Source organism: Streptomyces sp. SA15 (assembly GCF_002291145.1).
Taxonomy (GTDB): Bacteria; Actinomycetota; Actinomycetes; order Streptomycetales; family Streptomycetaceae; genus Streptomyces.
In genome coordinates this window covers 40,750-66,126 of record NZ_NTGE01000035.1, presented here as the reverse complement: position 1 = coordinate 66,126, position 25,377 = coordinate 40,750, and the positions used below count along the sequence as shown (strand labels likewise).

The window sequence follows — 25,377 nt, the reverse complement described above, 5'->3', positions numbered from 1 at the left end:
CTTGGGGGTGCACTCGTGCACTCCTACGTGCAAACCCTCTGCACCCCGGTCCTGACCTGCGTAGAGTGACGATGAGTCAAGCTGGAACTACGGCCGCTCTCTGGGGGTGCCATGGCAGACCCGAACGCCAGGCTGGCCGCGCTCATGCAGGAAGCCGACTTCTCCCACAAGTCGCTTGCTCGCGCGGTGGTCGCCGCTGCCGCTCGGTCAGGTGAGGACATCACCTGTGACCACACGTACGTGACCCGGTGGCTCAAGGGCTCCATCCCGCGCGGCAACATGCCGCAGTTCATCGCCGACGCGATCGGGCGCAAGCTGGGGCGTCAACTCACGATCGATGACATCGGGATGGGCGACGCGGCCGTGTCCGCCGTACAGCCGGAGTTGGGGCTTGAGTTCGCGGACAAGCCGGAGAGCACGGCCAAGACCGTGGCCGACCTCTGGCGTGCCGATCTAGCCGACGCTGAGACGCTGGTTCGGGCACTGCCCGACTCCGCGGCTTGGAACGCCGCGTCCCTGCGCTGGATCGTGGCCCCTCCAGACGGCGAACTGACGCGGACGGGCAACCGGGCGATCGGCGCCATGGACGTGGACATGGTGCGCTCAACAGCCGACGCGTTCAGCATGCTCGACGGGAAGTTCGGCGGTGGCCATGCCCGGCGGGCGCTGATTCAGTACCTGCACACGGATGTCCGGCCGATGCTCGACGGGAAGTACTCCGACGGCGTGGGCAGGCAACTGCACTCCGCCGTGGCGGAAGCGCTCCTACTGGCCGGTTGGATGTCGTACGACAGCGGCCTTCACGGCATCGCTCAGCGGTACCTCATCCAGGCACTACGCATGACGCAAGCGGCCGGTGACAGGCTTCTCGGCGGAAGCATCCTGTCGGCCATGAGCCATCAGGCGACGTTCCTAGGGCGGTACCAGGACGCTGCGACGCTCGCCCGTGCCGCGTACACCGGTCCGGGTCCTGCCCTTGGGCCAACCATGGCCGCACAGTTCCGCGCGATGGAAGCGCGGGCACTGGCCCGACTCGGGGATGAGCGAGGCTGTGACCTCGCCCTTGTGGAGGCGGAACGCAAGCTCAGTCAGCGGACAGCCGACAGCGACCCGCCGTACATCGCGTACTTCGACGAAGTGGAGCTTGCAGCCGAGATAGGCCACTGCTTCCGTGACCTGGGGCGCTCCGTCGAAGCCACGGAGCGGGGAGCGGGCTCCATCTTCGGTGACGGCCTCAACAACCGGAGCGACTTCTTCGCGACGATGGTTCAGGCTGAGGCATACATGAACCAAGGGGAGATTGGCCGTGGGTTCGATATCGCGCTGACCGCCCTGCAACTCGGCGAGGGGTTGAAGTCTGCGCGCTGCGTTCAGTACGTGCGGGAATTCCAGGGACGCGTCACGGACGGGATGAGGCGGGCCACGGAGTTCCGTGTATTTGAGGAACAGGCCCGTGGCTTCCGTCTCTGGCAACAGGCGTGACGTTTCTAGAACGGCGCCCAGTCTCGGCGAGAGCCACCCGAGCGTAGGCTTTCGACCCGCTTCTCAACTTCCTCGGCCGCGCGCGGATTGGTGCTGGCATTCTGCGAGAGCCACGTAACCATCAGCAGTTCGCGGATGCTCCGAAGAATGGTGTACCCGGACCATTCCCGCACGTCGAACCCGTACCCGGCGACGAAATCGGCGTACTCGGCTTCTGTGTGCCAACCGAAGCTGTCGTAGTACATGGCGGTCTGCATGAGGTCCCACTCTCGGGAGCCCGTAACGAACCCGTCCAGGTCGATGACCTTCGGACGGCCGGCCGCGTCACGTAGGACGTTGCCGACGTTGAAGTCTCCGTGCAGATGACCCGCCGGAAGCGCGAACCGGAGACGGCCGTACTCGGCCGCCAAATCCTCGGCCATGGACTGGAGAAACGCGCGGGTGGCGTCCGGAATGGCGGCACGCTTCAAACGCTGCGCGACCCTGTCGAAAGGCTGAAGGGGCGGGAGTGAGAAAGGCGGCGACTTCAAATCGTGAAGCCGCCGCAGTAGTACGCCCATTTCTCCCGTACTCGCGTACGTGTCTCCGTCGGCGAGACCTTCCCAGAAAGTCACCGGGTGGCCCTGAATAACGACCGGCTGTTCGGCAGTCGTGACGAGTCGTGCCGCCGGATATCCCTCGGCCGCGAGCCATTCCGCTACGGCCACTTCCCTCCGCACGGCGGTGAGCCGATCGGGACTCCGGCCGACCCGGGAGACGATACGGCCGCCATCCACGCGGAACACCGCGTGGTCCCCGAACCGCAGCATCTCGATTCCGTCCGGGTCCAGGTCTGCGACCTCGCACGCCTTGCGCAGGATGGCGCCCGCCGCGTCAGCGTCGAATTCGGTTCGTTCGGTCGTCGTCATACCGTCTGTGTCCCCCGTCCGACGGGCAACGCACGGACTTCCCGCCCTCGCGCGGCACCCTTGCCGATGAGTCCTTGCCCCTCCATCTGCGCGATGGCGGAACGGACGGCTGTCCGGGACGCTCCGAACCGCTCGCACAGCTCCTTCTCGGTGGGGAAGCGGTCGCCGACCCTGACCCCGTCGGCCCGCAACAGGTCGGTCACCTTCTCGACCAACGGCCGGCGGTCGCCGGTCCCCGCCACGAACCACCCAGCGCCCTGTACCGACTCGATGACGCCCTCAGCCTTGAGCGCAGCAAGCGCCCGCTCGATCGTGCTGCGGCTCACGGTGTACTCGCTCACGAGTGCCGACTGAGACGGGAGTGCCTCAGTGATCTTTCCCTTCCTGATCTTCTCGCGGAGAGATTCCGAGACCTCCAGGTACGTACCTCGCGGACTGCCCTGCGGCACGTGGCCTCCTCTGCTCTGACCTCGACGGCGTCCCAGTGTCGCGTCACGTGTCAAGTCTTCCACGTCCCGCAGAACCGGCCGATGGTCTTGCCTCCCTGTTCCGCTCGGCACCGCTCGTTGTCCTGGTCTTTGTCCAGTGCGCTGACAGCCGCCACCGTTCACCGCAGTACGCGCACCCCGTCTGACCTGCCCCGCGAACCCCCACGGACGCCCCCGTACGGCCGCGCGGACAGTTGGAAAGCGTGAAGGCAGGCGCCCCCTCGACCACCAGGTCGAGGGGGCGCCTGTTGTGCGACTCAGCCGGAACGACGGCCGAGCAGGAAGTAGGCCAGTGGCAGCAGTGCAGCCAGGATGATCAGGCTAACTTCGAACTGCCATGGCATGCCCGCTTCCATCAGGTGCAATGCACGCGCCATGAGGTAGGGCCCAAGAGCTGACCCCGCGACGCCAGTGGCGACTGCGACAACCCTCACCAACATGCCGGACTCCTCCGCCGGCACCCCCACAGCAATCGAAGGGCCTTCCGGAGTGGTCCTGAAGGTGACATGGGCCGCAGCAGTCGGCTGGTCGTCACTCGGGACGCGCGGATTGCTTTGGTTACTCATACGTAGCTGCTTTCAGCCGGTTTGCTGCTGGCTGCTGGTGCTGCTACTCGAATCCCGAGATCGGCTGAGCGGAAGAGCTCAGAGGGTCTCGGGGCGGAGAACTAAGAACTCCGACTGTTCCTGTGACCCAGGTGGAAGAACAGCCGTACTTGGACAGAAGGTAGATCATGCCGTAGGTGATGCGACTACGGCAGTCAAGGTCTGACAGCGCATCTTCCTCGACCAGGCGACTCTAGCAGGCGAGGTGCATAGACGCACCAATCTGGTGCAGATACGATGCGCACGCCAGTACACCAGGAGGAGCGCATGCCCGAGCCTGCGAGCAAGCCGCAACGTTTTGCGAACGAGCGCTACTCGGTGACGCTTCTGCCACCCGCTGTGGAAGCCATCGCCGAATTGACCGAGAGCACGGGGCTCTCGAAAGCCGATGTCATCAACCGAGCAGTGCAGATCTATGCCTACCTCGACGCACAGAAGCAGGGCGGGGCAGATCTACTGTTGCGTCAGCCGGACGGCACAACCGAACGGCTACATATCGTCTGAGCAGCCCCTTCGGGACTGTCGGTCCGTCTCAGTTTCCGTCTCGTTCATCCCCGTACACGGCCGTCCAGGGCCGTTCACCCCGACTCCGCCGGCACGGCGTCCGTACGGGAATGAACGCCGGTGAACGCTGTCGGATCATGCTCCGACGAGCCCGAACAAACCTGCAAAGCGAGTTACGCGGGTTCGATTCCCGCCACGGCCTCAAGTGCCTTGACCAGGCAAAACGAAGGGCGGCACCCTCGCGAGGGTGCCGCCCCTTCGGGCGTCCGTCTCAGTAGGAAAGCAGCAGCCGTCGCGCCCTTCTCATCACCCAGCGGTTCTGTGTAGGCGAGCCGTGAGAAACCATCGACGACGGAGTGCAGGTAGACGTAGCCACGCTTCGCCCCGGCCGACTTCGCCCGACTAGCGACCTTGGCCTGATCGCTGTCCCGGCCATGGATCCGCCACCCGCCGCCATCAGGGATCCGGCCGACCTTCTTCACATCCAGGTGCACCATGTGTCCGGGCCAGCGGGCAGTGATCTTCCCCGGCTTCCGGTTGTTCTCACCGCCTGGGTCGATGAAGCGGCGTTTGCCGAGGCCGAGCCGGGTCAGGTGTCGGCTGACAGTTCGCCGGTCGATCACAAAACCGATACTGACAAGTTCGTCGGTGATCCGTTGCGCGGACCACTTGTGCTCGCGGCGCCAGGACTCGATCTGCTCGATGACCCATGCTGGAGTCGCGTTCGGACTCCGGTGCGGACTCGACGGCCGGTCTTGCAATCCCGCATCACCGTGTAGCCGCCAGCGATTTACCCACTTGCTGGCGCAGGAGCGAGAGATACCCATCTCAGCGGCGACGTGGGCGATGGGACGTGTCTGGCACCGCTTCACGAGCCGCCTACGGCCCTCGACGCTCAGGGGCGCATCGCGTGGGGCACTCGTCGTCCTCTCGAAGTCAGACGACGGCAGGCGCGACACCTATCGTGCGCGCCTGCCGCATTGCGGCCTTTCAGTCCTGCGGTGCGACGCGGATACGGTTCCCGTCAGGATCGGCTGCGAGGAAGGTCAGCCCGAACCCCGCATCATGAGGCTCGCGCAGGATCGTGACCCCGTTGGACTTCCACTGCTCAAAGGTCGCGTTGAGCTCGTCGGGTCCACCGTCGATGGCCAGGCAAACCTCACTGGTGCGCGGGACGTCCGGTGACAGATGCTCGAACTGGCCAGACCACAGACCGAGGTCAGCGCCTGGCCCGAGGTCGAAGGTGATGTATCCCGGAGTCTCGAACGAGGGGCTCATGCCGAGGAGGTCGCCGTAGAAACGAGCTGCGGCGGGAGCGTCGTTCACGTAGACGATGGACACGACGGATGTGGTCATGGTTGTTCCTTCTCACAGGTGGTAGGTACGCATCCACCAGCCTGACCGGGATATGCGCCGCATCGTGTCGCAATTCCTGAAAAAATTGGTGTGTGACCCCAGACCGCTTCTTCACCCTGATGCTGCTCCTCAAATCGAGGGATGCCGTGACCACACAGGAACTCGCCTCAGCGCTCGGGGTGTCCCTTCGAACCATCACCCGAGATCTGAACTGGCTCCGCGACGCCGGTCTGCCGGTGACCGCACACCGGGGCCGCCTCGGAGGCGTGACCATGCTGCCCGGATCCGGACTCGACCTCACGCGACTCACACCGGGCGAGCGTGATCATCTGTCGCTCACTGGGCTGGATGAGAAGCAACGTGCGGAGCTCAACGCATCGGTCGAAAGCCAGCGCGCGCTCTCCAAGATCGCCGCTACACAGCCACGTCGAGTTCATGAGCTCCTGCCGCTCACCGACGTAGTGCATGTGGACAGCCGTCCCTGGCGTCAGGCACGAGCTTTCGGCACGACTCCGGCTTCGCTGATCGGCGCAGTGCGGCGAGGTCGCCGGCTACGGATCGAGTACGACAGCCCACGCGAGTCATGCCCACGCGACCTGGTCGTGGATCCCTACGGGCTGTTCGCCAAGGCTGGCATCTGGTACCTCGTCGCCGACTGTGCCCGAGTGCCACGGATGTACCGACTCGAACGGATCACGACGTGGAAAGAAGTCGACCAGCCACGACGGATCCGCGAGAGCCAGACCCTGGCCACCGTCGCTGCAGCGCTCATTGCTCAGTGGGAACACAACCACGCGATAGAGGTCAGCGCCACCATCGACCAGACCCAGATCGAGCGAGCGCAACGGATCTTTGGCCTACGACTCGTCCGGGACGACCATGAAGAATCCGCCACCGGCCGCAAGGTAACAATCCGCTTCCTGCATCTAGAGGACGTGCGAGCACTACTACCGTTCGGGAGCGCCATCACTGTGCACGGCCCCACCGAAGCCAGGGCTCACCTCCGCGACCTCGCCACCAATCTTGCCCACCACTATGCGCCGTCACCAACGTCCTGACCCGCAACAACTAGAACGGAGCCCAGTCTCGGCGAGAGCCACCCGAGCGCAGGCTTTCCACCCGTTTCTCAACTTCCTCGGCCGCGCGTGGATTGGTGCCAGCGTTCTGCGAAAGCCACGTGACCATCAGCAGTTCGCGGATGCTCCGGAGAACGGTGTACCCGGACCATGTCCGCACGTCGAACCCGTACCCGGCGACGAAATCGGCGTACTCGGCTTCTGTGTGCCAACCGAAGCTGTCGTAGTACATGGCGGTTTGCATGAGGTCCCACTCTCGGGGGCCCGTGACGAACCCGTCCAGATCGATGTACGGCATCCCGCGGGGCAAGAACCTGCCGTTGTGGTGGACGCTGAGGCGGCCCTGGCGACCGCTGAACTACGACGCGGCGCGCGCGATGTTCAACCGGGCCAACGATCTCCTCGGGGCAAACTGGACGCTCCACGATCTACGCCACACCGCGTCCTACCGGCTCGCCCGCGACCCCAACATGCCTCTGACCGACGTCCAATGGGGTCCTCGGTCATGCACATCTGACGACCACACAGCTCTACCTTCCGGCCAGCCAGGACGAAGTGATCGAACGCGTCCGCGCTCATCATGCACGCCGGGCAGAGCAGCGTGACCGGCCGCCCGCGCCACCGGCCCCCGGCTACAACTCCGACTCGCTGAAGACTCTCTTCGGGAACTCATGGTGACGAGCACTGAGACCTTGCGCGCTCCGGCCGCCATCCGAGATGCACAGCCACTCGCCGGCGAGGCTCTCCGAGCCGCCAAGAAGCGTTTCCCGCCGCGGCCCTACGAGGACGCCTGGCCTGCCACCAGCCAGTCCTGCGAGGAGGTCGTGGCTCGACTGAACCGGCCTCCGCTACGGGCCGCGAGCGAGTCCACCCACTTCTACCGGCGCCGGGGCGCAACGCAACGCTCATTCTCCGCTGGCTCATGGACCAGCGGGTGCCACCTGGCAACAACGGTGGAACGCGACTCCGGCCGCAAGCTCGACCGGGGCGCAGTGGAACAAGCTCAACGCCAGCTGGGTCGGCTACGACGCGGCGAATGCGAACGGCATCCTGAACACGGGTCTGTTCGCCCTGGCTTGCGCCGATGTGCTCCGGCCGTCGCTCCACTGGCAGCTCACCCGGACCTCGACCAACCTGCGTGCCATCATCTGCCAGTACCGTGACCCTGGGGGATTTGCCCGCCTTCAGGAGTTGGTGGGCCCAGAAGCGTGGTCCTCTCACCTCGGCATTCTCGCCAAGAACGTGCTGGTCAAGCTGGTCATCGCCAAGGGCGGGGGTCTGGCCGACATCAATGTCGGAGACGCCATTGAGTACATGGAGGCGCATCGAGCTCAGAGGGCCACGTCGGGCGGTCAAAGCCTGTTCTACTCCTGGCTGAAGGACCTGGGGCACCTGCCACCCGACGCGCCCGTGTCACTGAGGCTCCTGCACCGAACGTCCGGCCAGGTGCCGGTCGAGCAACTCGTCGACCGCTACCGGCCGCAGTCCAAGCCGATCCGGGACCTGCTGGTGGAGTACCTTAAGGAACGCCAGCCAACCATGGACTACACGTCCTTGGAGGACGCGTCACGGACGCTCGTGCGGAACTTCTGGTTGCAGATTGAGCGCATCCAGCCCGGCATCGACACACTCCGGCTGCCGCCTGAAGTCGTGAGTGCATGGAAGCAGGTCAGCCGGACGAAAGTGACGCGCCGCCGGCTGCCCGATGGCACGGTCCATGAGGCAGTGACGGAGCGTGCCAACTACGGCAGCCTCATGATCGGAGTTCGAGCTCTATACCTTGACCTGGCCCACTGGGCTGTCGAGGAACCAGAACGCTGGGGCCCGTGGGTTGCTCCCTGCCCGGTCAGCGCCGCCGATGCCAGTACCTCCAAGCACCAGAAGCGCCGCAAGGCGAAGATGGACCAGCGCACCCGTGAACGACTGCCCGCGCTGTCCACTGTTGTCCGCGCCGCCAGGGCGAACTGGACGGAGGCCCGGGAGGGGATGGAGGCTCTGCAGGCCGCCTCGCTCGGCGGTCAGTTCACGTTCAGGGGCAGAACATACACGCGCCAGAAGAAGGACTCGTCGACTCCGTTCCGGGCCTACGACGAGTCCGGCCGACGGGTCCATCTGGGGCTGGTCGAGGAACGGGCGTTTTGGGCCTGGGCCACGATCGAGTTCTTGCAGCACACCGGCGTTCGGATCGAGGAGATGCTGGAGGCCAGCCATCACGCCCTGATCCAGTACAAGCTGCCCACCAGTGGTGAAGTCGTGCCTCTGCTGCAGGTCGCTCCCTCGAAAACCGACGAGGAACGGCTTCTCCTGGTCAGCCCAGAACTGGCCGACGTGCTCAGCACGATCATTGCCCGGGTCCGTGACCCTCGAACAGGCGCGATCCCGATGCTGCCCAACTACGACGTCGCGGAGAAGATCTGGAACCCGCCGATGCCGCTGCTGTTCCAGTGGACATACGGAGGCCAGCGCACACCGGTGTCCCGCCAACTGATCCGCAACGGTCTCAACGAGGTCCTGGAACGAACCGGACTCACCGACTCCGCAGGCCAGCCCCTCGACTTTGCTCCGCACGACTTCCGAAGGATCTTCATCACTGACGCGATCCGCAGCGGCCTGCCGCCCCACATCGCGCAGGTCCTCGCAGGTCATTCCGACATCAACACCACGATGGGCTACAACGCCATCTACCCGGCGGACGCCATCGAAGCTCACCGCGCGTTCATCGCCCGGCGTCGGTCGCTCCGGCCCAGCGAGGAATACCGGACCCCGACGAACGCGGAGTGGGACGCCTTCCTCGCCCACTTCGAGAAGCGCAAGCTCTCTCTGGGGACCTGCGCGAGGGCGTTCGGAACCTCGTGCATCCACGAGCACGCTTGCGTCCGATGTTCGCTTCTCCGGCCCGAGCCGTCCCAGCGAGACCGGCTGGTCGAGATTCGCGACAACCTGATCGATCGAATTGCCGAAGCTCAGCGCGAGGGCTGGCTCGGCGAGGTCGAGGGCCTGGAGATCAGTCTCGCCGGCGCCGAGGACAAACTGGATCAGCTGGACGCCGCTGTCAAATCCTCGGTCATCCACCTGGGCCTGCCCACTTTCGGTCGTATCGCTGGGCGCTCAACCGTCCCCTGACCTCCCCGGGCTGGTTCACCTAGAAACGGAACTCCGGGATCGGCCAGGGTTACTTGAGCCCACCAGGGGATTCGCTCATCCAGCAGTCCAACTGCATAACCGATACAGCAGGTTGAAGAGCTCACGGCATGATGCCCCGTGTGGACTCGATGAACGACACGCCGGACCGGCCCAGAACCCGCTGGGGAGTTTTCACCCAACTGGATTTCCGCCTGCTCTGGACAGGCGAGACCGTGAGCGGGCTGGGCAACAGCATCACGGTGGTTGCGTTGCCGCTGATCGCGGTTGAAATGTTGGACGCCAGCTCAACAGCCGTCGGCCTGCTCGCCGCGGCCGTTTGGCTGCCTTGGCTGCTGGTGGGGCTGCCGGTAGGCGCATGGGTGGACCGGATACGCAAACGGCCACTGATGATCGCGTGCGATCTGGTGGCCTTTGCGGCGCTGGTGAGCATTCCACTGATGGCGTGGCTCGACGCGCTCACCTTTCAGCACCTGGTCGTCATCGCGCTGATATGCGGCACCGCGGCGGTGTGCTTCAGCACCGCCTACCACTCGTACATCCGGATCGTGCTCGACGGCCGCGACCTGCTTGAGGGCAACGCCAAGCTGCAGGGCAGCGAGGCAGCCACCCAGGTTGCCGGACCCGGGGTGGCGGGACTGCTCGCCCAGGCGTTCGGTGCGATCACCGCGCTACTGGCCGATGCGGTGACGTTCCTGGTATCCGCGGTCTGCCTGAAGCGGATCAGCGTGGTCGAGCCGGACCCCGCTCCGGACGAGGTCCGCGTCCCCCTCCGCCAGCAGATCAGCGACGGGCTCCGCTTCGTGGGCCGGGACCGGTACCTGCGGCCGATGGTCACCTGGGGCGCCGTGATCAATATGGCGCTGATGGGCTACCAGGCGGTTCAGGTCGTCTTCCTGGTCCGCGCCGTCGGGCTAAACCCCGCGATGGTCGGTCTGCTGCTGACGAGTGGCAGCACCGGTGGCATCGTGGGCGCGCTGGTGGCCACTAGGGTCAGCCGGCGGTTCGGCACCGCGCGCGGGCTTCTTCTCCTGCAGGTCGCCACCGCGCCATTCGCGCTGCTCCTGCCGATGACCACAGCGGGGCCGGGACTGTTGCTGTTCGCGATGGGGGCTTTCCTCGTCGGGATCGGCATATCCGTGGCCAACATCGTGGTCGGCAGCTTCCGGCAGGCCTACTGCCCGCCGCACATGCTCGGCCGGGTCGTGGCGACGGCCATGATGATCAACCACAGCACCATCCCGCTCGGGTCCCTGCTCGGCGGCGTGCTCGGCGACGCCGTCGGGTACCGGCCAGCCATGTGGATCACGACGGGTCTCGTCGCGCCCAGCTGGCTCATCCTCGCCGCGAGCCCGATGCGCCGAGAGCGCGACCTTCCGCAGACCCACGAGCCAGAACAAACGGCCGCAAAGAGCTGAAGGATGGCGGAGGGCCGCCAGACAAACACCTAGTTCGGAGAAGCGCCGCTGTGCAATCGCTGCAACACCCGCCACTGGCGTGGATGGCGGCCCCAGCACGGCCGGGCAACGCACAGCCGTAACTTCGATGACAGCTACTACCGCTGGTGCCCGAAGCACGCCGACGCGCGGCGACCGTGCAGCGCATAGCTCGTTTCAAGGCCCCTCAGTGAGACACCGTCCAGGTCAGCGGCCCTGGCCCCGTCTCAGTTTCCGTCTCGTTCATAGTCGTACGCGGCCGTCCGGGCCCGTTCATGCTGCCTCACCGGGCACAGCGTCCGTACGGCATTGAACGCGCACGAACACGTCCGGATCCCGCTCTGACCAGCCAGGACAAACCTGCAAAGCGAGTTACGCGGGTTCGATTCCCGCCACGGCTCAATTGCCTTGGCCTTGCCGGACAGGCGAGCGAGCCACGCAGGGATCGCCTCTGCCCTCATCGGCTTGAAGATCGTTGACGGGATGACCGCCGTCAGGTGAACAAATCCAGCCCGGTGAGTTCGCTGGAAAGTTGCCACAGCCGGGACGCCGCCTCGGGGTCGACGGCCCAGGGTTTCACCCCGCCGATGAGCATGTCGTCGGTGTGGGCGGGTTCCGCGATGTCGCAGTCCTGGCAGTACGCACCACCGTGGCCGTCGAGCAGTGGTGAGGTCGCTGCCCATACCGCCGTCGCCGCGCCCTGCGCCGGCGTCTTGAAACCGGCTGCCGGTGTGCCGTCCGGGGTGATCCAGCCCTGGGCCATCTGTTCGTCGCGGGGGATGTGCCGTTGCAGTGGGGTCAGGATGCTGCCCGGGTGGACCGCGAAGGCGTGCAGTCCGCCGGCGGCGCCGAGCGTGTCGAGGTGTACGGCGAAGAGGGCGTTCGCGGTCTTGGACTGCGCGTAGGCCAGCCACCGGTCGTAGCCGTCGCGGAAGTGGAGGTCGTTCCAGCGCACGTCGGAGAGGAAGTGCCCGGACGAGGACACCGAAACCACCCGTGCCCCTTCGCTCAGTGCCGGGCGGAGATGGTTGATGAGAGCGAAGTGGCCGAGGTGATTGATCGCGAAGTGCGCCTCCCAGCCCGGGCCTACGCGTGTCTCCGGACATGCCATGATGCCCGCGCCATTGATGATGAGGTCGAGGGTGCGGCCAGTGTCCAGGAAGTCGGCTGAGAACGCCAGGACGCTGTCCAGGTCCGCCAGGTCGAGGTCGTGCACCTCCGCCCGGGGGACGCCCCGCAGGGCCTCTTCCGCTGCGGCGGGCCTGCGCGCGGGGACGATGACGTGCGCTCCCGCCCGGGTGAGGGCGAGCGTGGTCTGAAGTCCGAGGCCGGAGTAGCCGCCGGTGACCAGGGCGGTGCTGCGGGACAGGTCGATCCCGGCGAGGACGTCGTCCGCCGTGCTGTGGGCGCCCAATCCAGTGCCGGACTTGTGTTGCTGCTGTTGCTGCGTCGTCATGCCCGCGACGCTAGATTCTAGACTGTGCTCTAGGTCAAGGTATTGTCGGTGGCATGAGCCGGCATGAGGGTGATCTGTCGATCGGGGACGTCGCCGAAGCGACGGGATTGAGCGTGCACGCTCTGCGGTTCTTCGAACGCGAGGGCCTCTTCCTCCGCCCGATCCCCCGTTCCAGCGGCGGGCAGCGGGTCTACGAACTCGCAGACGTGGATTGGCTGCTGCTGTGCAACCGGCTCCGCGACTCGGGCATGCCTATCGCCATGCTGAAGGAGTTCGCCCGGCTCGTCCGGTCGGGCCCGGGCAACGAAGCGGAACGTCTCGCGCTGCTACGGGAGCACGAACAGGCCGTGCGGGCCAAGATCTCCGACTTGAACGCGGACCTGAAGGTCATCCACAGCAAGGTCGTCGCCTACGAGAAGCACGTCCGCGACGGGACCGCTGCCGGGGTCTGGTCGCCGACACCGTCTCGCTGATTCATCCAACTTCGCTCGGGGCGAGGCGTCGGCGAGGCGTCAGAGCACCCCGCCTGCCTCGTCCCGGAATCGCCCCGTCCAGTAGTGCCGGTCGGTTCCGGCCCCGGTCCCCGTCGGGTCGATCTTCGAAAGGACCTGGATCAGCGTCTTGGCCACCTGGGCGTAGAGGTTGTGGGTCAGTTCGTGGGCCAGGGAGTCGTCGATCGTTCTCTCGCGGTGCAGGAGCCAGAGGGTGAAGGCCAGCGTGGAGATGTCTGTGTTCAGGGGGTGCAGCGTGGCCTCGGGCTCGTTCCAGTTCAGGATCTCGCCCGTGGTGCCGTCGATCACCAGGCTGTTGTCCTCGATCAGGTAACCGAGGCGGATGAGACGGTCGGCGTGGGCCGGGATGTCCTGTGCCCGGGCGTCGGTGTAGCTCTCGGTGAGGGTCAGGAGGGGGACGTCCGTGTCCAGGGAGAAGAGGATTCCGTCCTCGGGCAGGCCCGTCTCGCTCAGGAAGCGGCGGGTCGGCTCGTGCGTGAGCGTCGCGGGGAAGTCGATGTCCTCGAAGCGCATCACCTTGCCCCGGCCGAACTCCTGGTCCAGGAGGCGGGGCGGGAGGTCCAGGGTAAGTCCGGATTCCGTGCCCGGGGCCGCGACCAGGGCCAGCGGGCGGATCAGGGCCGCGATCTTCCAGAATGTCGGGACCTCGGCGCCACCCATGCCCTCCTCGAACACGGCCAGGAGCTGCCGTGTCGCCTCCTCCACCGTCGTCGGGCCGAAACGGCCGACGTAGGACGCGAACTGGCCGCGTAGATCCGTCAGCTCGTCCGTCGCCGTCGCGAAGCGCACCAGCGTGTGCAGCGACGGCGCCAGCGGGGCGCGGGTCACGAGGTCCGGGCGGTCGTGGAAGAAGTACGTCGTCGAGAGCTCGCCCGTCGCACCGTCGAGGAGGATCGTCTCCCTCTCCAGTCCGTCCAGGTCCGCCAGACCGCCGATCACCAGTTGGTCGTGCAGTGCCGCAGTCAGGCGGTCCGGGTCGCCCGTCGAGTCCGCCACCGTCCGCAGGCCCTCCCGGCGCAGTTCCGCGAAGGTGAACAGGGCGCTGTCGCCGGAGAGTCCGGGGCCGGTGAGCCAGCGGCGCGTCGGCGCATGGGTGACGTATGGATCGAGGATGTCCTCGGTAAAGGTGATCGCCGTGGTGTCGGCGTAGGTCGTGCTCATGGGCTCCCCCGAATGTGCTTCTCTCACAGTCCCCGCGCAGGGCACGTCCGGCCGACAAACGACCTGATCCAGCAGCCGTCCCCCACTGCCCAGAACACTACGCGCCGGCACTGACAACGCCCCCGGACCAGGAGACGCTCAGAACACCCGGGCCCGTTCCCGTCCCGCCACGATCGCGTCCACCGTTTCCGCCACCGTCAGCTCGGAGTTGTCCAGCCACAGCCCGATGCGCGGGGTCGCGGCCCGCAGGTCCGCGTCCAGGTCCTCCACCGTCCAGGCCCCGTAGCCCGTCTTCGTCCGCGCGGCCTCGCGGGCGGCCACGGTCTTCGGGCTCGGCGCCAACACGACGAGGTAGAGCGGGCGCGTGCGGACCAGGTCGACGTACGCCGCCAGCTCGTCGCCCAGCACCACGTCCTGGACGACCGCGGTGAACCCCGCCTGCGCGTACGCGTCCGCCGTCGCCGCCGACAGCTGGTATCGCAGCCGGAGTTGGGTCTCTGCCTCGCCACCGGGCTCAGCGCCGGGCAGGTACTCCTCGCGCCCGGACACGATCATCCGCCGGAAGACATCCCCCCGGACATGCGCCGCCCTAGGCAACTGCTCCGCCAGCGCCTGCGCCACCGTCGACTTCCCGGCCGCCATCACGCCGGTCACGAGGACGACCCCGTCCATCAGACCCCGTCCATCAGCCCCGGTCCGTCAAAGACAAACACGCGCTCACTGCGCCGTGACCACCGCCGCCTGCGGCCGGATCGGCAACCGGTTCACCGGGCGGCCCGTCGCGGCCCGGACCGCCGAGGCGATCGCCGCCGGAGACGTCACCACCGGCACCGCGCTCACCGCCTTCGCCCCGAAGGGCGCCACCACGTCCCGTTCCTCGACCAGCTTCACGATCCGGATGTCCGGCGCGTCCAGGGCCGTCGGCAGTGCGTAACCCGTCAGGTCCGGGTGGCGGATCACCCCGCGCGCGGAGCGCAGGTTCTCCGTCAGCGCTATGCCCACGCCCTGGGTGACGCCCCCCTCGATGCGTGCCGTCAGCTGGGCCGGGTTCAGCACGCGGCCGACGTCCTGGGCGAGCGCCAGTTCCACCACGCGCACCGAACCCAGCTCGATGTCGACGTCCACCACCGCGCGGATCGCACAGAAGGCGAGGCCCACGAAGGCATCGCCCTGGCCTGCCTCGTTCAGCGGCTCCGTCGGGTGCGGACGGCACTGGGCCGTCGCCCACAGCTCCTTGCCGTCCATGGCCTCGGTGACGGTGGTCGACAGCACTCCGTCGTACGACGTGATCTTGCCGTCGGTGATCTGCAGCAGTTCCGTGGACATGCCGAACTTGTGCGCCAGGGGCTGCAAGAGCTGCGTGCGGACCATCTTGGCCGCCCGTTCCACCGCGCCGCCCGACACCCAGGTGTGGCGGCCGCGGCAGCCCGCGCCGGCCGGCGGCTGGTCGGTGTCGACCGGGGCCACGTGCACCTCGTCGATGCCGAGCGTCTCCTGGACGATCTGGCGGGCCAGCGTGGTGAAACCCTGGCCGGACTCCACCGCCGCGCACAGCACCGTCGCCACGCCGTCCTGGACCCGTACCGTCGCCGTGGAGACCTCGTCCGCGCCCTCCGCGCCCAGCATGTGCACCATGCCCAGGCCGTAGCCGACGCCTCGGCGCACCGCGCCCGGTTCGCCCGCGCCCTCGGGGCCGCCGGGCAGCAGCCACTCGTCCTCGGGGGTGTCCTTCGGCAAAGCAGGCAGCGGGAAGTCCCGTACGGCCTGGAGGAGTTCCGCGACCGGTGCCGGGCACGTCACCGTCTGGCCCGTCGGGAGCACGTCCCCCGTGGCCATCACATTCCGCAGGCGCAGTTCCGCCGGGTCGATGCCCAGCTTCTTGGCCAGCTTGTCCATCTGCGCCTCGTAGGCGGCGCACACCTGCATCGCGCCCTCGCCGCGTACATGGCCGGAGGGCGGGTTGTTGGTGCGGACGGCCCAGCCCTCGATGAAGGCGTTCGGGACGACGTACGGACCACAGGCGAACGCCACCGCGGCGGCCAGCGCGTCGGAGGAGGTGTCGGCGTAGGCGCCCGCATCCAGCAGGATCTGCGCCTCCACCTTCACCAGTTTGCCGTCGGAGTCCGCGTGGTGGCGGTATCTCAACAGAGTCGGATGCCTGTGGGTGTGGCCGAGGAAGGACTCTTCGCGCGTCGCGGTGAGCTTGACCGGGCAGCCGGTCTTCAACGCCAGCAGGCCGAGCGGGAGCTGGAAGCTCTGGTCCTCGCGGTCGGCCGTGGCGCCGGGGACGCCGGTGACGACGACCTTCACGCGCTCGGGCTCCAAGCCGTAGCTGGCGGCGGCCGAGTCTCGGTCGGTGTGCGGGTCCGTGGAGGCCACGTACAGCTCGACGCCGCCGTCGGGACGCGGCACGGCGAGGCCGGCCTCGGCGCCGATGGGGGCGGGGTCCTGGCGGCCGATGCGGTACAGGCCCTCGACGACGACCTCGCCGGCCGCGTCGGCGTCGCCGTGGCGCAGCGGGATGTGCCGGATCAGGTTGCCGTCGGGGTGCAGCGGCTCCGCTTCGAAGGCCTGCTCCGGGTCGGTCACCGGGTCGAGTACTTCGTACTCGACGATGACGGCGGCGGCGGCCATGCGCGCGGTGTCGGGGTGGTCGGCGGCGACGGCCGCGATGGGCTCGCCGTGGTGGCGGACGACCTCGGAGGCGAACAGCGGGCGGTCGGCCTTGCCGCGGCCGTGCAGCGGGCTGCCGGGGACGTCCTCCTGGGTGACGACGGCCCGTACGCCGGGCATCTCGCGCGCGTGGGTGGTGTCGATGGAGACGATGCGCGCGTGCGCGTGCGGGGAGCGCAGTACGGCCGCCCACAGCAGGCCTTCGGCCCACAGGTCGGCGGCGTACGGGAAGGTGCCCTCGGTCTTCGCGCGGGCGTCGGCGGGCGGCAGGGACGCGCCGAGGCCGTGCGGGATCGGCTCGGGGGCGGGGGCTGCCTCCGCGGTGGGGGTGGTCGCGGTGGCGGCATCGTTGCTCACGCCTGGCCTCCGTCCTGTCCGTACGGCTGGTCATGCGGGCCCGGCGGGCCCGAGGCCTCGAACGCCGACGGGTTCACCCCGCCGGCTCCCGGGCCCGCCTGGTGAGGGATACGTGGCTCGTCGCCGTCCTGTTCGGCGTCGGGGGCGGCGTTGTGCGACTCGCGCTCCGCGACGACCTCCTGGACGGCGTCGACGACGCCCCGGTAGCCGGAGCAGCGGCAGAGGTTGCCGCACAGCGCCTGGCGGGTCTCCCTCTCGGTCGGCGCCGGGTTGCCCTCGAGCAGGTCGTGCACGGTCATCGCCATGCCCGGCACACAGAACCCGCACTGCACCGCGCCGCACCGCGCGAGGGCACGCTGCACGTCCGAGGGCTGCCCGTCGACGGCCAGGCCCTCGACCGTACGGACCTCGCTGCCGGCCGCGGTCACGGCCGGCACCAGGCATGACGCGACGAGCCGCCCGTCGACCTGGACGTTGCAGGCCCCGCACTCGCCCTGCGAGCAGCCGTCCTTGGCGCCCGCGAGACCGAGCCGTTCGCGCAGCACGTAGAGCAGCGACTCGCCGATCCAGGCGTCGGTGACGGGGCGGTCCACGCCGTTGACGCGCAGGACGTAGGAAGCGAGGGGGTGTTCCTCGCCGGGGCGCGGGGGTGCCGACTCGTCGGCCGGAGCGTCGGAGGCAGTGGACTCCTCGGCGGGCTTCGGCGCGGGCGTCCCGTCCCCGGCGGGCTCGCCGGGACGCTCCGCGGCCTCTCCGACGGCTTCTGCGGCCTCTGTGGCGCCTGGGGCGTCCTCGGGCGCATCGAAGGCCTCGGGGGCCTCATCGGGCCCGTGAGCGGGCTGTGCAGCGGCTACGGCGGGTTCGGCGGGTTCGGCGGGCGTTTCCGCGTAGGGCTCGGCGGGTGTCGCCGCGTACGAGTCATCAGGCGCTTCGGCGTACGAGTCATCGGGCGCTTCGGCGTACGAGTCATCGGGCGCTTCCGCGTACGACTCGGCAGGCGCTTCCACATACGAGTCGTCAGGCGCTTCCACGTACGAGTCATCGGGCACTTCGGCGTACGACTCGGCAGGCGGCGCTTCCTCGTACCGATCAGCGGCCCGCTCGGCGGGAGCCGGCGACTGCTCAGGGACGTGCGAGTGCGGCCGGTCGGGTTCCGGTCCGGCCTGGCCCGGCTCGGCCGGCGGGTACGACTGCGGCGCGTGCCGCCCCTGCGCGTGCGGCTCGGGCTGCTCGGGCGCCGTCGGCTCCGGTGCCGGTTGCCCCCACGGCTGTCCCGCGGCCTCCGTGGCCCAGGGGGCGGCCGCGCCGCCGGGGAGGGTGGCCGGTGGGGTTCCGCCACCCCACTGCTCGACCAGGGACGACGTCGTGAACTCTCCCGATTCGTCCGGAAGGTCGCCGCCGGCGACGGGGATCGACCACTGCCCGGTCACGTCGTGACCTGGCGCCGGGGCCGCCGCCTCCGCCGCCGTGTTCTCCTCGAAGTTCCACTGCCCGGTGGCGCCCGGACGGTATGTGAACCGGTCGTCCCGGGTGTCCCCGGCCTCCGGGGGCAGGGCGTTCGGGTCGGGCCAGTGGACGCCGTCGGCGGGCGCGGCGGGCGTGCCCCAGGAGCCGGTTGCCGCCGGGTCGGTGTCCGCGCCGGTGTCCGGTGTCGCCGTTATCCGCGGCGGCACATAGCCGTGGCCGGGCGCGGCGAGCGGACTGTCGGAGGAGGCCAGGAGGGCGTCGACGCCCCCTTCGGGGAGTTTCACGAAGGCGGTGGCGCCGTCGTCGTAGTCGCCCTGGGGCAGCGGGTCCCAGCGGCCCCCGCTCTGGGGCCTGCCCTCTCCGTGCTGGTCGTCGGTCACGACAGTGCCCTCCCCAGTGCTCGTCGGGCCAGCGCGGCGACGGTGCGCCGCAGGTGCAGTACGGCGGGCGGAAGCTGCTCCACGGAGCCGTCCTCGGCCGGGACCGGATCGGGGATGCAGGCCGCGGCGACGTACTCCCCGAAGGCGCTCAGCGCCTCCGGGACGATCGCGCGGTTGTTGTCCCAGTCGATCAGCCGGGCGACCCACTGCTCGGCCTCCAGGGGCCTGAGCGCCATCGGCGCTATGGCACCGACGGCGCACCTGACTCCGCGCCGGGCGGGGTCGAGGACCAGCGCGACGGACGCGACCGCGCGGCCCGGGCCGGTGCGGCCGGTCGCCTTGAGGAAGACCTGCGGCGCGTGCAGCAGCGGCACGCGCACGTAGCCGATGAGTTCGCCGGCGCGCAGCATCTCCATGCCGGCCAGCAGGTGCGACACCGGGATCTCCCGGCGGGCTCCGCCCGGCCCGGCGATGATCAGTGTCGCCTCCAGGGCGGCCAGCACCGGAAGGGCGTCCCCTGTGGGGGCCGCCGAGGCGATGTTGCCGCCCAGGGTGCCGGCGTTGCGGATCTGCGGCGGGCCGGCGGCGCGCGCGGCTGCGGCGAGCGCCGGGATCAGGGCGGCGAAGTCGGGGCGGCCCATCCGCGCGTGGGTGAGGCCCGCGCCGAGCAGGGCGTGGCCGTCCAGGTACTGCCAGCCGCGGATCTCGCTGATCCGGCCCAGGCCGACCAGGGCGGCGGGCCTGAGCTGCCCCGAGTTGACGGAGGTCATCAGGTCGGTGCCGCCCGCGACGGGCACGGCGGCGGGCATGGCGGCCAGGGCCGCCACGGCCTCGTCCAGAGTCGTGGGCAGCGTGACGGTCTGCGCCGCCTGTGGTGCGTGCGTGGTCAAACCGGCTGCCCCTTCCCGCTGCCCCACCTGGTCCCACCTGTGTTGCCGTACGGTACGTGCTGACAGGGCGGACGTGGCAACTCTGGCACATCTTCGCAGGACCCGAGGACGGGGGTCCGCTAGGAGGCTTTCGCCCACCTCACCAGGGAGATGGTCCGTTTTCGCACGGCTTCACCGGTGCGTACCGATTGACACTCTTCGGTGAGTCTTGCGGGTATTTTCCAAGGCTTGTTCGGGAGCCCGTCCGTGCGGGGTCCGCCTGTACGGGGGTTACCTGTGCGGGGGTTACCTGTTCGGGGGCGGGCCGTCGATCGGCCGGCCCAGCACACCGGGCCGCTTCTGCCACGGCAGCGGTCCTGCGGGCGGCCGGTACGCGACCCCCAGGGCGTCGAGTCGCCGGTAGTGGGCGGCCATCCGCCGCTCGAAGTCGGCGAAGTCCCGCTCGGCGGGGGCGGGCAGGCGGCTCCACGCCACCTCGGCGAAGGCGGCGAGCCTGGGGAAGGTCTGGTAGTCCACGCGCGCGTGGTCCTCCATCACCTCGGTCCACACGTTGGCCTGCGTGCCGAGCACGTGCCGGGCCTCCTCGGGCGTCAACTCCGGTGGAACGGGCTCGAACCGAAAGACGTCCTCCAGTGTGCGGACGTAGGCGATGGGGACCGGCTCGTCCTTGCCCGCGTGCTGCCGGAAGTCCAAGTAGACCTGCTGCGAGGGGCACATGACCACGTCGTGGCCGGCCCGCGCGGCGGCGATCCCGCCCTGGTATCCGCGCCACGAGGAGACGGCCGCCCCTTCGGCCAGTCCGCCTTCCAGGATCTCGTCCCAGCCGATGAGCCTGCGCCCGCGCGCGGAGAGCCACTTGTCGAAGTGTCCGATGAACCACGACTGCAACTCGTCCTCGTCCGCGAGGCCGAGTTCCGTGATGCGGGCCTGCGCGACGGGTGACCGCTTCCACTGGTCCTTGCTGCATTCGTCGCCGCCCACGTGCACGAACTCCGACGGGAAAAGATCGAGGAGTTCCTCGAAGACCCCCTCGTAGAAGCGCAGGGTGTTGTCAGTGGGGGCGAGTACGTTGTCAGAGATGCCCCAGCTGTCCCAGACCGAGAGGGAGGTCGTGTCGATGACGTCGGTGTTGCCGAGTTCCGGGTACGCGGCGATGGCGGCCTGCGAGTGGCCGGGTACGTCGATTTCGGGGACCACGGTGATATGCCGCTCGGCGGCGTAGGCGACGATCTCCCGGATGTCGTCCTGGGTGTAGTAGCCACCGTGTGGCTTCTCCTCCCACAGCGGTGAGGCCCGGTGGCCGAATTTCGTGCGCGCCCGCCAGGAGCCGACCTCGGTCAGCCGGGGGTACCTCTTGATCTCGATCCGCCAGCCCTGGTCGTCCGTCAAGTGGAAGTGGAAGACGTTGAGTTTGTGCGCGGCCATCAGGTCGAGGTAGCGCAGGACGCCGTCCTTGGGCATGAAGTGCCGGGCCACGTCGAGCATGAGGCCGCGCCAGCGGAATCGTGGGGAGTCCTCGACCGTGACGTGCGGCACGGCCCAGGTGCGGTCACGGCCGATCGGGGCCCTGCGGTACGCGTCGGGGCCCAGGAGCTGCCGCAGCGTCTGGGCGCCCCAGAAGACACCGGCCGCGCTGCCGCCCTCGATGAGGACGCCGGTCGGGTCGCTGACGAGGCGGTACTCCTCGGGGCCGAGTTCGGGGTCGAGCTGGAGCCCGATGCCGTCGCCGTCGGTGTCGTCGAGTTCCCGCCCCTCGCGCAGCGGCAGGCCGGTGGCCTGCCGGAGGACGGTGCCCAGCCAGTGACCGACGCCCTCCGTCGCGGTGCCGGCGTAGAGCTGGGAGTGCGCCGTCAGCCGTACCTCGCCGGAACCGGCGACGACGCTGCGGGGGGTCGGAATCAGTTCAGTCACGTCAGTCCTTAACCGCTCCGCCCAGCCCGGAGACCAGCCGTCGCTGTACGAGTACGAAGAAGATCAGCACCGGAATCGTCATCACCGTGGAGGCCGCCATCACACCACCCCAGTCCGGGTCGTCCGGCTTGTAGAAGACCAGCAGGGCCATCGGCAGGGTCGACTGGGAAGTGTCGCTGATGATGAAGGACTTGGCGAACAGGAAGTCGTTCCAGGCGGAGATGAAGGAGAACACGCTCGTGGCCACCAACCCGGGGAAGACCAGCGGGAAAAGGATCTGCCACAGGAACCGCGCCCGGCTCGCCCCGTCGATGTACGCGGCCTCCTCTAGCGCCTCCGGTACGGCTTTCACGAACCCCCGCAGCATCCAGATCGCGAACGGCAGCGAGAAGGCGATGTGCGGCAGGATCAGCGAGCCCAGCGTGTTCAGCTGGCCGAAGTCCCGCATGAGGAAGAACAAGGGGATCGTGAGGGCTTCCACGGGCACCATCTGGGCCACCAGAAACATGATCAGCAGGGTGGTCCGGAAGCGGAACCGGAATCGTGTCACGGCGGTCGCCGCGAGAAACGCGATCAACGCCGAGGCGATCACGACACTACCCGCCACGAGCAGGCTGTTGAGGAAGTAACGGCCGAATTCCTGCTGCTCGAAGACCCGTCGGAAGGAGTCCAGGGAGGGGGCCAGGGTCCATGGCCGGGGCTGGGCCGACTCGATTTCGCCGGCCGGTTTGAAGGCGCTCAGCACCATCCAGTACAGGGGGAAGGCGACGGCGACCGCGATCAGCAGGGCGGAGGCCTCGGCGGCCAGCCGCCAGGGGCGTTGTACCAGGCCACGTAGAAGATTCACAGTTCCTCCCCCTGCCGGCGCAGCAGCCGCAGGTACACGAGCGTGACGGCGAGCAGGATCAGCAGCATGACCACGCCGATCGCCGAGCCGAGGCCGTACTGCGAGGACGCGAACGCCTGTTGGTAGGCGTAGACGTTGAGCACGAGGTTCTGTCCGGCGATCCCGCCGCCGCCCGTCATGACGTAGATCTGCGTGAAGACCTTGAAGTCCCAGATGACCGACTGGATGGTGACGACCGTCAGGATCGGCCGGAGCATCGGCGCGAGCACCGACCGCCAGATGCGCCACTGGGAGGCACCGTCCAGGGCGGCGGCCTCCAGGACCTCGCTCGGTACGGCACGGATACCGGCGTACACCGTCACCATCACGAACGGGAAGGAGCACCACACCACTTCGAGCAGGACGAGGAAGAAGGCGCTGAAGCGGCCGTACGTCCACGAGTGGTCGCCGAGCCCCAGCACCCGGTTCACCGGGCCGAAGTCCGGGTCGAAGAGGAACAGCCAGACCGTCGAACCCGTGATCGCCGGCGTCGCCCAAGCACCCAGCGCGGCCAGCATCAGCGCGAGCCGGGGCACGGCACGCACGCGCGTGAGCAGGACGGCGAGCGCACAGCCGACCGCGAGGGTGGAGACGACACAGGCCGCCGCGAAGAGGACCGTCGCCAGCAGCACCTGCCAGAACTGGTCGTCCCCGAACAACTCGGTGTAGTTCCCCAGGCCCCGGAAGGTGGTCGGCTCGCCGCCGCTGACCTGCGCCTGGGTGTACTGGAAGAAGGAGATCAGGCCGAGTTGGTAGATGGGGTAGACGAGCAGCCCGCCGAGGACGACGAGGGCGGGCGCGAGGTAGAGCCAGGGAGCCTTTTGACCCCGCGCACCCCCGCGCCCCAGGGGGCGCGGGGCAGGCACCGGCGTCACCCGGCGGAGCCGAACGCGTCGTTCATCTTGGTCGCCGCGTCCTTGGAGGCCGTCGCCACGTCCTTCTTGCCGCTGATGACCTCCTGGAACATGGTCGGCAGGACCAGCGAGGAGTCGATCTGCGCCCAGGCGGGCGAGGCGGGCACGAACTTGGTGTCCGCGGCGAGGGTGTCCACGAAGGGCTTCACGTACGGCTGCTCGGCCGCGACCTGCTGCCGTACGTCCGTGAATGTCGGCAGGAAGCCCATCGCCCCGAACAGCTCTTCCTGCGTCTTCTTCGAAGCCATCCGCTTCATCAGGTCGACCGCGAGGGTGCGGTGCGAGGTGCTCTTCAGGACACCGATGTTGTTGCCCCCGGCGAACGCCGGCGCGATCTCCCCGGCCTTCACTCCCGGCAGCGGCACGACCGCGTACTTGCCTTTCACCTTCCCGGCTTCCACGGCCGTGTAGCTGAAGTCGCCGCCGATCGCCATGCCCGCCTGACCGGCCGCGAACGCGGTGATCGTGTCGTTGCCGCCCATGCCCGCGCACTTGGCGGCCGGACAATTGTCGTCCGAGAACAGCGACGTGTACGCCTTGATGCCCTTCTGGGCGGCCGCACTGTCGATGGCGGAGGCGTACGACCCTCCCTTGCCCGTGGCGATCTCGCCGCCGCCCGCCCAGATGAACGGCATCGCGCCGTAGGTGTAGGCGCCGCCGACCACGAGGCCGTACAGGTTGGGCTCGGCGGCCCGGATCTCGCGGGCGGTGGTGGCCAACTCGGCCATGGTCTTCGGGACTTCCAGGCCGAGGTCCTTGAAGATGTCGGTCCGGTAGTACAGGGCCCTTACGCCGACGAAGTACGGCGCCCCGTAGATCTTGCCGTCCACCGTGACCGACTGTCTCGCGGTCGGGTCGGTGTCCTTGGCCTCGCTCCAGGACGTGAAGTCCTTGGTGACCTCGGCGAGTCCGCCGTCCTTCACATAGCCGGCGGTGTCGGTGTTGCCGTACTCGATGACGTCGGGGGCGCTCTTCGGGTCGTTGAAGGCGGCCTTCATGCGCTGGGCGCGGGTCTCGACGGGGATGTACTCGACAGTGACCTTGGTGTCCTTGTGCGCCTTCTGGAAATCGGCGAGGACGGAGTCGACGACCTCTTCCTTGGGCTTGTTGTTGACCTCCTGGAAGAGCCAGACGCGCAGGGTGCCGCTCTGCTCGTCCGTGTCGGAGGAGGAGTTGTCGGATGTCTGGGGGGCACAGGCGGTGACGACGAGGGCGGCCAGGAGAACGGCCAGTCGGGGGGCGAGCTTCATGGAGTGTTCCTCCGGGCGTGCGTTGCAAGATATGCAATGACGGTTTCGCTCTGCACAACGCAACGAAGGTTATGGAGTACATGAACATGTCCACAAGAGGTCTCAACCACTTCGTGACACAGGGGTGTGCGAACGCACGAAGGCCCCCGGGGCGCGCTTGACGCGCCCCGGGGGCCTTCCAAGAACCTCAGACGGGCCGAACCCTCAGCCGGACAGGGCTACTTGTCGCCGCCGCCCTTGCCCTTGTCGTCGCCGCCGGCGCCCATGGACTCGTAGATCTCCTTGCACATGGGACACACGGGGTACTTCTTCGGGTCGCGGCCCGGCACCCAGACCTTGCCGCACAGCGCCACGACGGGGGTGCCGTCGAGGGCGCTCGCCATGATCTTGTCCTTCTGGACGTAGTGGGCGAAGCGCTCGTGGTCGCCGTCGCCGTGCGACGTCTGCGGCGCCGGCTCTACGAGGGTTCCCGTCCCAGTACCTCGTTGCGGCTGGGTCTCAGGCTCAAGAGTGCTCATAACAAC

General features: G+C 68.2%; 22 protein-coding genes and 1 pseudogene. 6 read left to right on the top strand and 17 right to left on the bottom strand.

The annotated features are described in order from the left end of the window. Positions 1 to 111 precede the first annotated feature (111 nt). Positions 112 to 1,482: a hypothetical protein gene (locus CLM62_RS05465; RefSeq protein ID WP_095748718.1), complete on the top strand. Its 1,371-nt coding sequence runs from the start codon at positions 112 to 114 to the stop codon at positions 1,480 to 1,482. Positions 1,483 to 1,487: 5 nt separating this feature from the next. Here the strand turns inward: CLM62_RS05465 and CLM62_RS05460 are convergent, their stop codons facing one another. From CLM62_RS05460 to CLM62_RS05450, 3 genes are all read right to left on the bottom strand, one after another. Continuing rightward, positions 1,488 to 2,390: a phosphotransferase enzyme family protein gene (locus CLM62_RS05460; RefSeq protein WP_095748717.1), complete on the bottom strand. Its 903-nt coding sequence runs from the start codon at positions 2,388 to 2,390 to the stop codon at positions 1,488 to 1,490. Next, positions 2,387 to 2,839 (bottom strand): GntR family transcriptional regulator, encoded by a 453-nt coding sequence (locus CLM62_RS05455; protein WP_095748716.1) that lies wholly within the window; start codon positions 2,837 to 2,839, stop codon positions 2,387 to 2,389. Before CLM62_RS05455 ends, CLM62_RS05460 begins: the two co-directional genes overlap by 4 nt. A 296-nt stretch (positions 2,840 to 3,135) precedes the next feature. Further along, positions 3,136 to 3,444 carry a hypothetical protein gene (locus tag CLM62_RS05450; protein ID WP_143658945.1) on the bottom strand — a complete coding sequence of 103 codons (309 nt, stop codon included), beginning with the start codon at positions 3,442 to 3,444 and terminating at the stop codon, positions 3,136 to 3,138. 306 nt (positions 3,445 to 3,750) lie between these two features. Between CLM62_RS05450 and CLM62_RS05445 the strand changes: the two genes are divergently transcribed. Beyond that, positions 3,751 to 3,987 carry a hypothetical protein gene (locus CLM62_RS05445; protein WP_095748714.1) on the top strand — a complete coding sequence of 79 codons (237 nt, stop codon included), beginning with the start codon at positions 3,751 to 3,753 and terminating at the stop codon, positions 3,985 to 3,987. A gap of 269 nt (positions 3,988 to 4,256) precedes the next feature. On the opposite strand, the pseudogene CLM62_RS05440 reads toward CLM62_RS05445, so the two are convergent. Next, a pseudogene (locus CLM62_RS05440) lies at positions 4,257 to 4,937 on the bottom strand (helix-turn-helix domain-containing protein); the annotation flags it as partial. Between the two features lie 40 nt (positions 4,938 to 4,977). Next, entirely contained in the window at positions 4,978 to 5,343 is a 366-nt protein-coding gene (locus CLM62_RS05435; RefSeq protein ID WP_095748713.1) for a VOC family protein, read from the bottom strand. Between the two features lie 92 nt (positions 5,344 to 5,435). Here CLM62_RS05435 and CLM62_RS05430 point away from each other — a divergent pair, with 92 nt between their 5' ends. Continuing rightward, positions 5,436 to 6,401: a YafY family protein gene (locus CLM62_RS05430; RefSeq protein ID WP_095748712.1), complete on the top strand. Its 966-nt coding sequence runs from the start codon at positions 5,436 to 5,438 to the stop codon at positions 6,399 to 6,401. Between the two features lie 10 nt (positions 6,402 to 6,411). Here CLM62_RS05430 and CLM62_RS05425 read toward each other — a convergent pair whose 3' ends face one another. Beyond that, the gene (locus CLM62_RS05425; protein ID WP_257003676.1) at positions 6,412 to 6,651 is read right to left on the bottom strand and encodes a hypothetical protein; all 240 of its coding nucleotides are present in this window, start codon (positions 6,649 to 6,651) and stop codon (positions 6,412 to 6,414) included. A gap of 854 nt (positions 6,652 to 7,505) precedes the next feature. Between CLM62_RS05425 and CLM62_RS50670 the strand changes: the two genes are divergently transcribed. After that, complete coding sequence (locus tag CLM62_RS50670) at positions 7,506 to 9,542, top strand: site-specific integrase (protein ID WP_257003675.1); 2,037 nt, start codon at positions 7,506 to 7,508, stop codon at positions 9,540 to 9,542. Between the two features lie 149 nt (positions 9,543 to 9,691). Further along, complete coding sequence (locus CLM62_RS05410) at positions 9,692 to 10,978, top strand: MFS transporter (protein WP_373559110.1); 1,287 nt, start codon at positions 9,692 to 9,694, stop codon at positions 10,976 to 10,978. A 511-nt stretch (positions 10,979 to 11,489) separates the two neighbouring features. Here CLM62_RS05410 and CLM62_RS05405 read toward each other — a convergent pair. Further along, the gene (locus CLM62_RS05405; RefSeq protein ID WP_095748710.1) at positions 11,490 to 12,452 is read right to left on the bottom strand and encodes an SDR family NAD(P)-dependent oxidoreductase; all 963 of its coding nucleotides are present in this window, start codon (positions 12,450 to 12,452) and stop codon (positions 11,490 to 11,492) included. 53 nt (positions 12,453 to 12,505) lie between these two features. Here CLM62_RS05405 and CLM62_RS05400 point away from each other — a divergent pair, with 53 nt between their 5' ends. Continuing rightward, positions 12,506 to 12,925: a MerR family transcriptional regulator gene (locus tag CLM62_RS05400; protein WP_095748709.1), complete on the top strand. Its 420-nt coding sequence runs from the start codon at positions 12,506 to 12,508 to the stop codon at positions 12,923 to 12,925. 39 nt (positions 12,926 to 12,964) lie between these two features. Here the strand turns inward: CLM62_RS05400 and CLM62_RS05395 are convergent, their stop codons facing one another. The 10 genes from CLM62_RS05395 to CLM62_RS05350 all read right to left on the bottom strand — a co-directional run bounded on the left by CLM62_RS05395 (position 12,965) and on the right by CLM62_RS05350 (position 25,371). After that, positions 12,965 to 14,125 carry an SUKH-4 family immunity protein gene (locus CLM62_RS05395; protein ID WP_095748708.1) on the bottom strand — a complete coding sequence of 387 codons (1,161 nt, stop codon included), beginning with the start codon at positions 14,123 to 14,125 and terminating at the stop codon, positions 12,965 to 12,967. Between the two features lie 138 nt (positions 14,126 to 14,263). Continuing rightward, entirely contained in the window at positions 14,264 to 14,797 is a 534-nt protein-coding gene (locus CLM62_RS05390; protein ID WP_095748707.1) for an AAA family ATPase, read from the bottom strand. Positions 14,798 to 14,842: 45 nt separating this feature from the next. After that, a complete protein-coding gene (locus CLM62_RS05385; RefSeq protein ID WP_095748706.1) occupies positions 14,843 to 17,155 on the bottom strand; it encodes a xanthine dehydrogenase family protein molybdopterin-binding subunit in 2,313 nt (770 codons plus the stop codon). After that, on the bottom strand, positions 17,152 to 19,002 hold the full coding sequence (locus CLM62_RS05380; protein WP_095748705.1) for a 2Fe-2S iron-sulfur cluster-binding protein: 1,851 nt from the start codon (positions 19,000 to 19,002) through the stop codon (positions 17,152 to 17,154). Before CLM62_RS05380 ends, CLM62_RS05385 begins: the two co-directional genes overlap by 4 nt. Further along, the gene (locus tag CLM62_RS05375; protein ID WP_095748704.1) at positions 18,999 to 19,892 is read right to left on the bottom strand and encodes a xanthine dehydrogenase family protein subunit M; all 894 of its coding nucleotides are present in this window, start codon (positions 19,890 to 19,892) and stop codon (positions 18,999 to 19,001) included. Before CLM62_RS05375 ends, CLM62_RS05380 begins: the two co-directional genes overlap by 4 nt. A gap of 285 nt (positions 19,893 to 20,177) precedes the next feature. Beyond that, on the bottom strand, positions 20,178 to 21,803 hold the full coding sequence (locus CLM62_RS05370; RefSeq protein ID WP_095748703.1) for a beta-N-acetylhexosaminidase: 1,626 nt from the start codon (positions 21,801 to 21,803) through the stop codon (positions 20,178 to 20,180). A 1-nt stretch (position 21,804) separates the two neighbouring features. Continuing rightward, positions 21,805 to 22,650 carry a carbohydrate ABC transporter permease gene (locus tag CLM62_RS05365; protein ID WP_095748702.1) on the bottom strand — a complete coding sequence of 282 codons (846 nt, stop codon included), beginning with the start codon at positions 22,648 to 22,650 and terminating at the stop codon, positions 21,805 to 21,807. Further along, complete coding sequence (locus CLM62_RS05360) at positions 22,647 to 23,555, bottom strand: carbohydrate ABC transporter permease (RefSeq protein ID WP_306457882.1); 909 nt, start codon at positions 23,553 to 23,555, stop codon at positions 22,647 to 22,649. The genes CLM62_RS05365 and CLM62_RS05360 overlap by 4 nt, the downstream gene beginning before the upstream one ends. Before the next feature lie 5 nt (positions 23,556 to 23,560). Then, entirely contained in the window at positions 23,561 to 24,853 is a 1,293-nt protein-coding gene (locus tag CLM62_RS05355) for an extracellular solute-binding protein (RefSeq protein WP_095748700.1), read from the bottom strand. A gap of 218 nt (positions 24,854 to 25,071) precedes the next feature. Next, the gene (locus CLM62_RS05350; RefSeq protein ID WP_095748699.1) at positions 25,072 to 25,371 is read right to left on the bottom strand and encodes a DUF3039 domain-containing protein; all 300 of its coding nucleotides are present in this window, start codon (positions 25,369 to 25,371) and stop codon (positions 25,072 to 25,074) included. Positions 25,372 to 25,377: the final 6 nt, after the last annotated feature.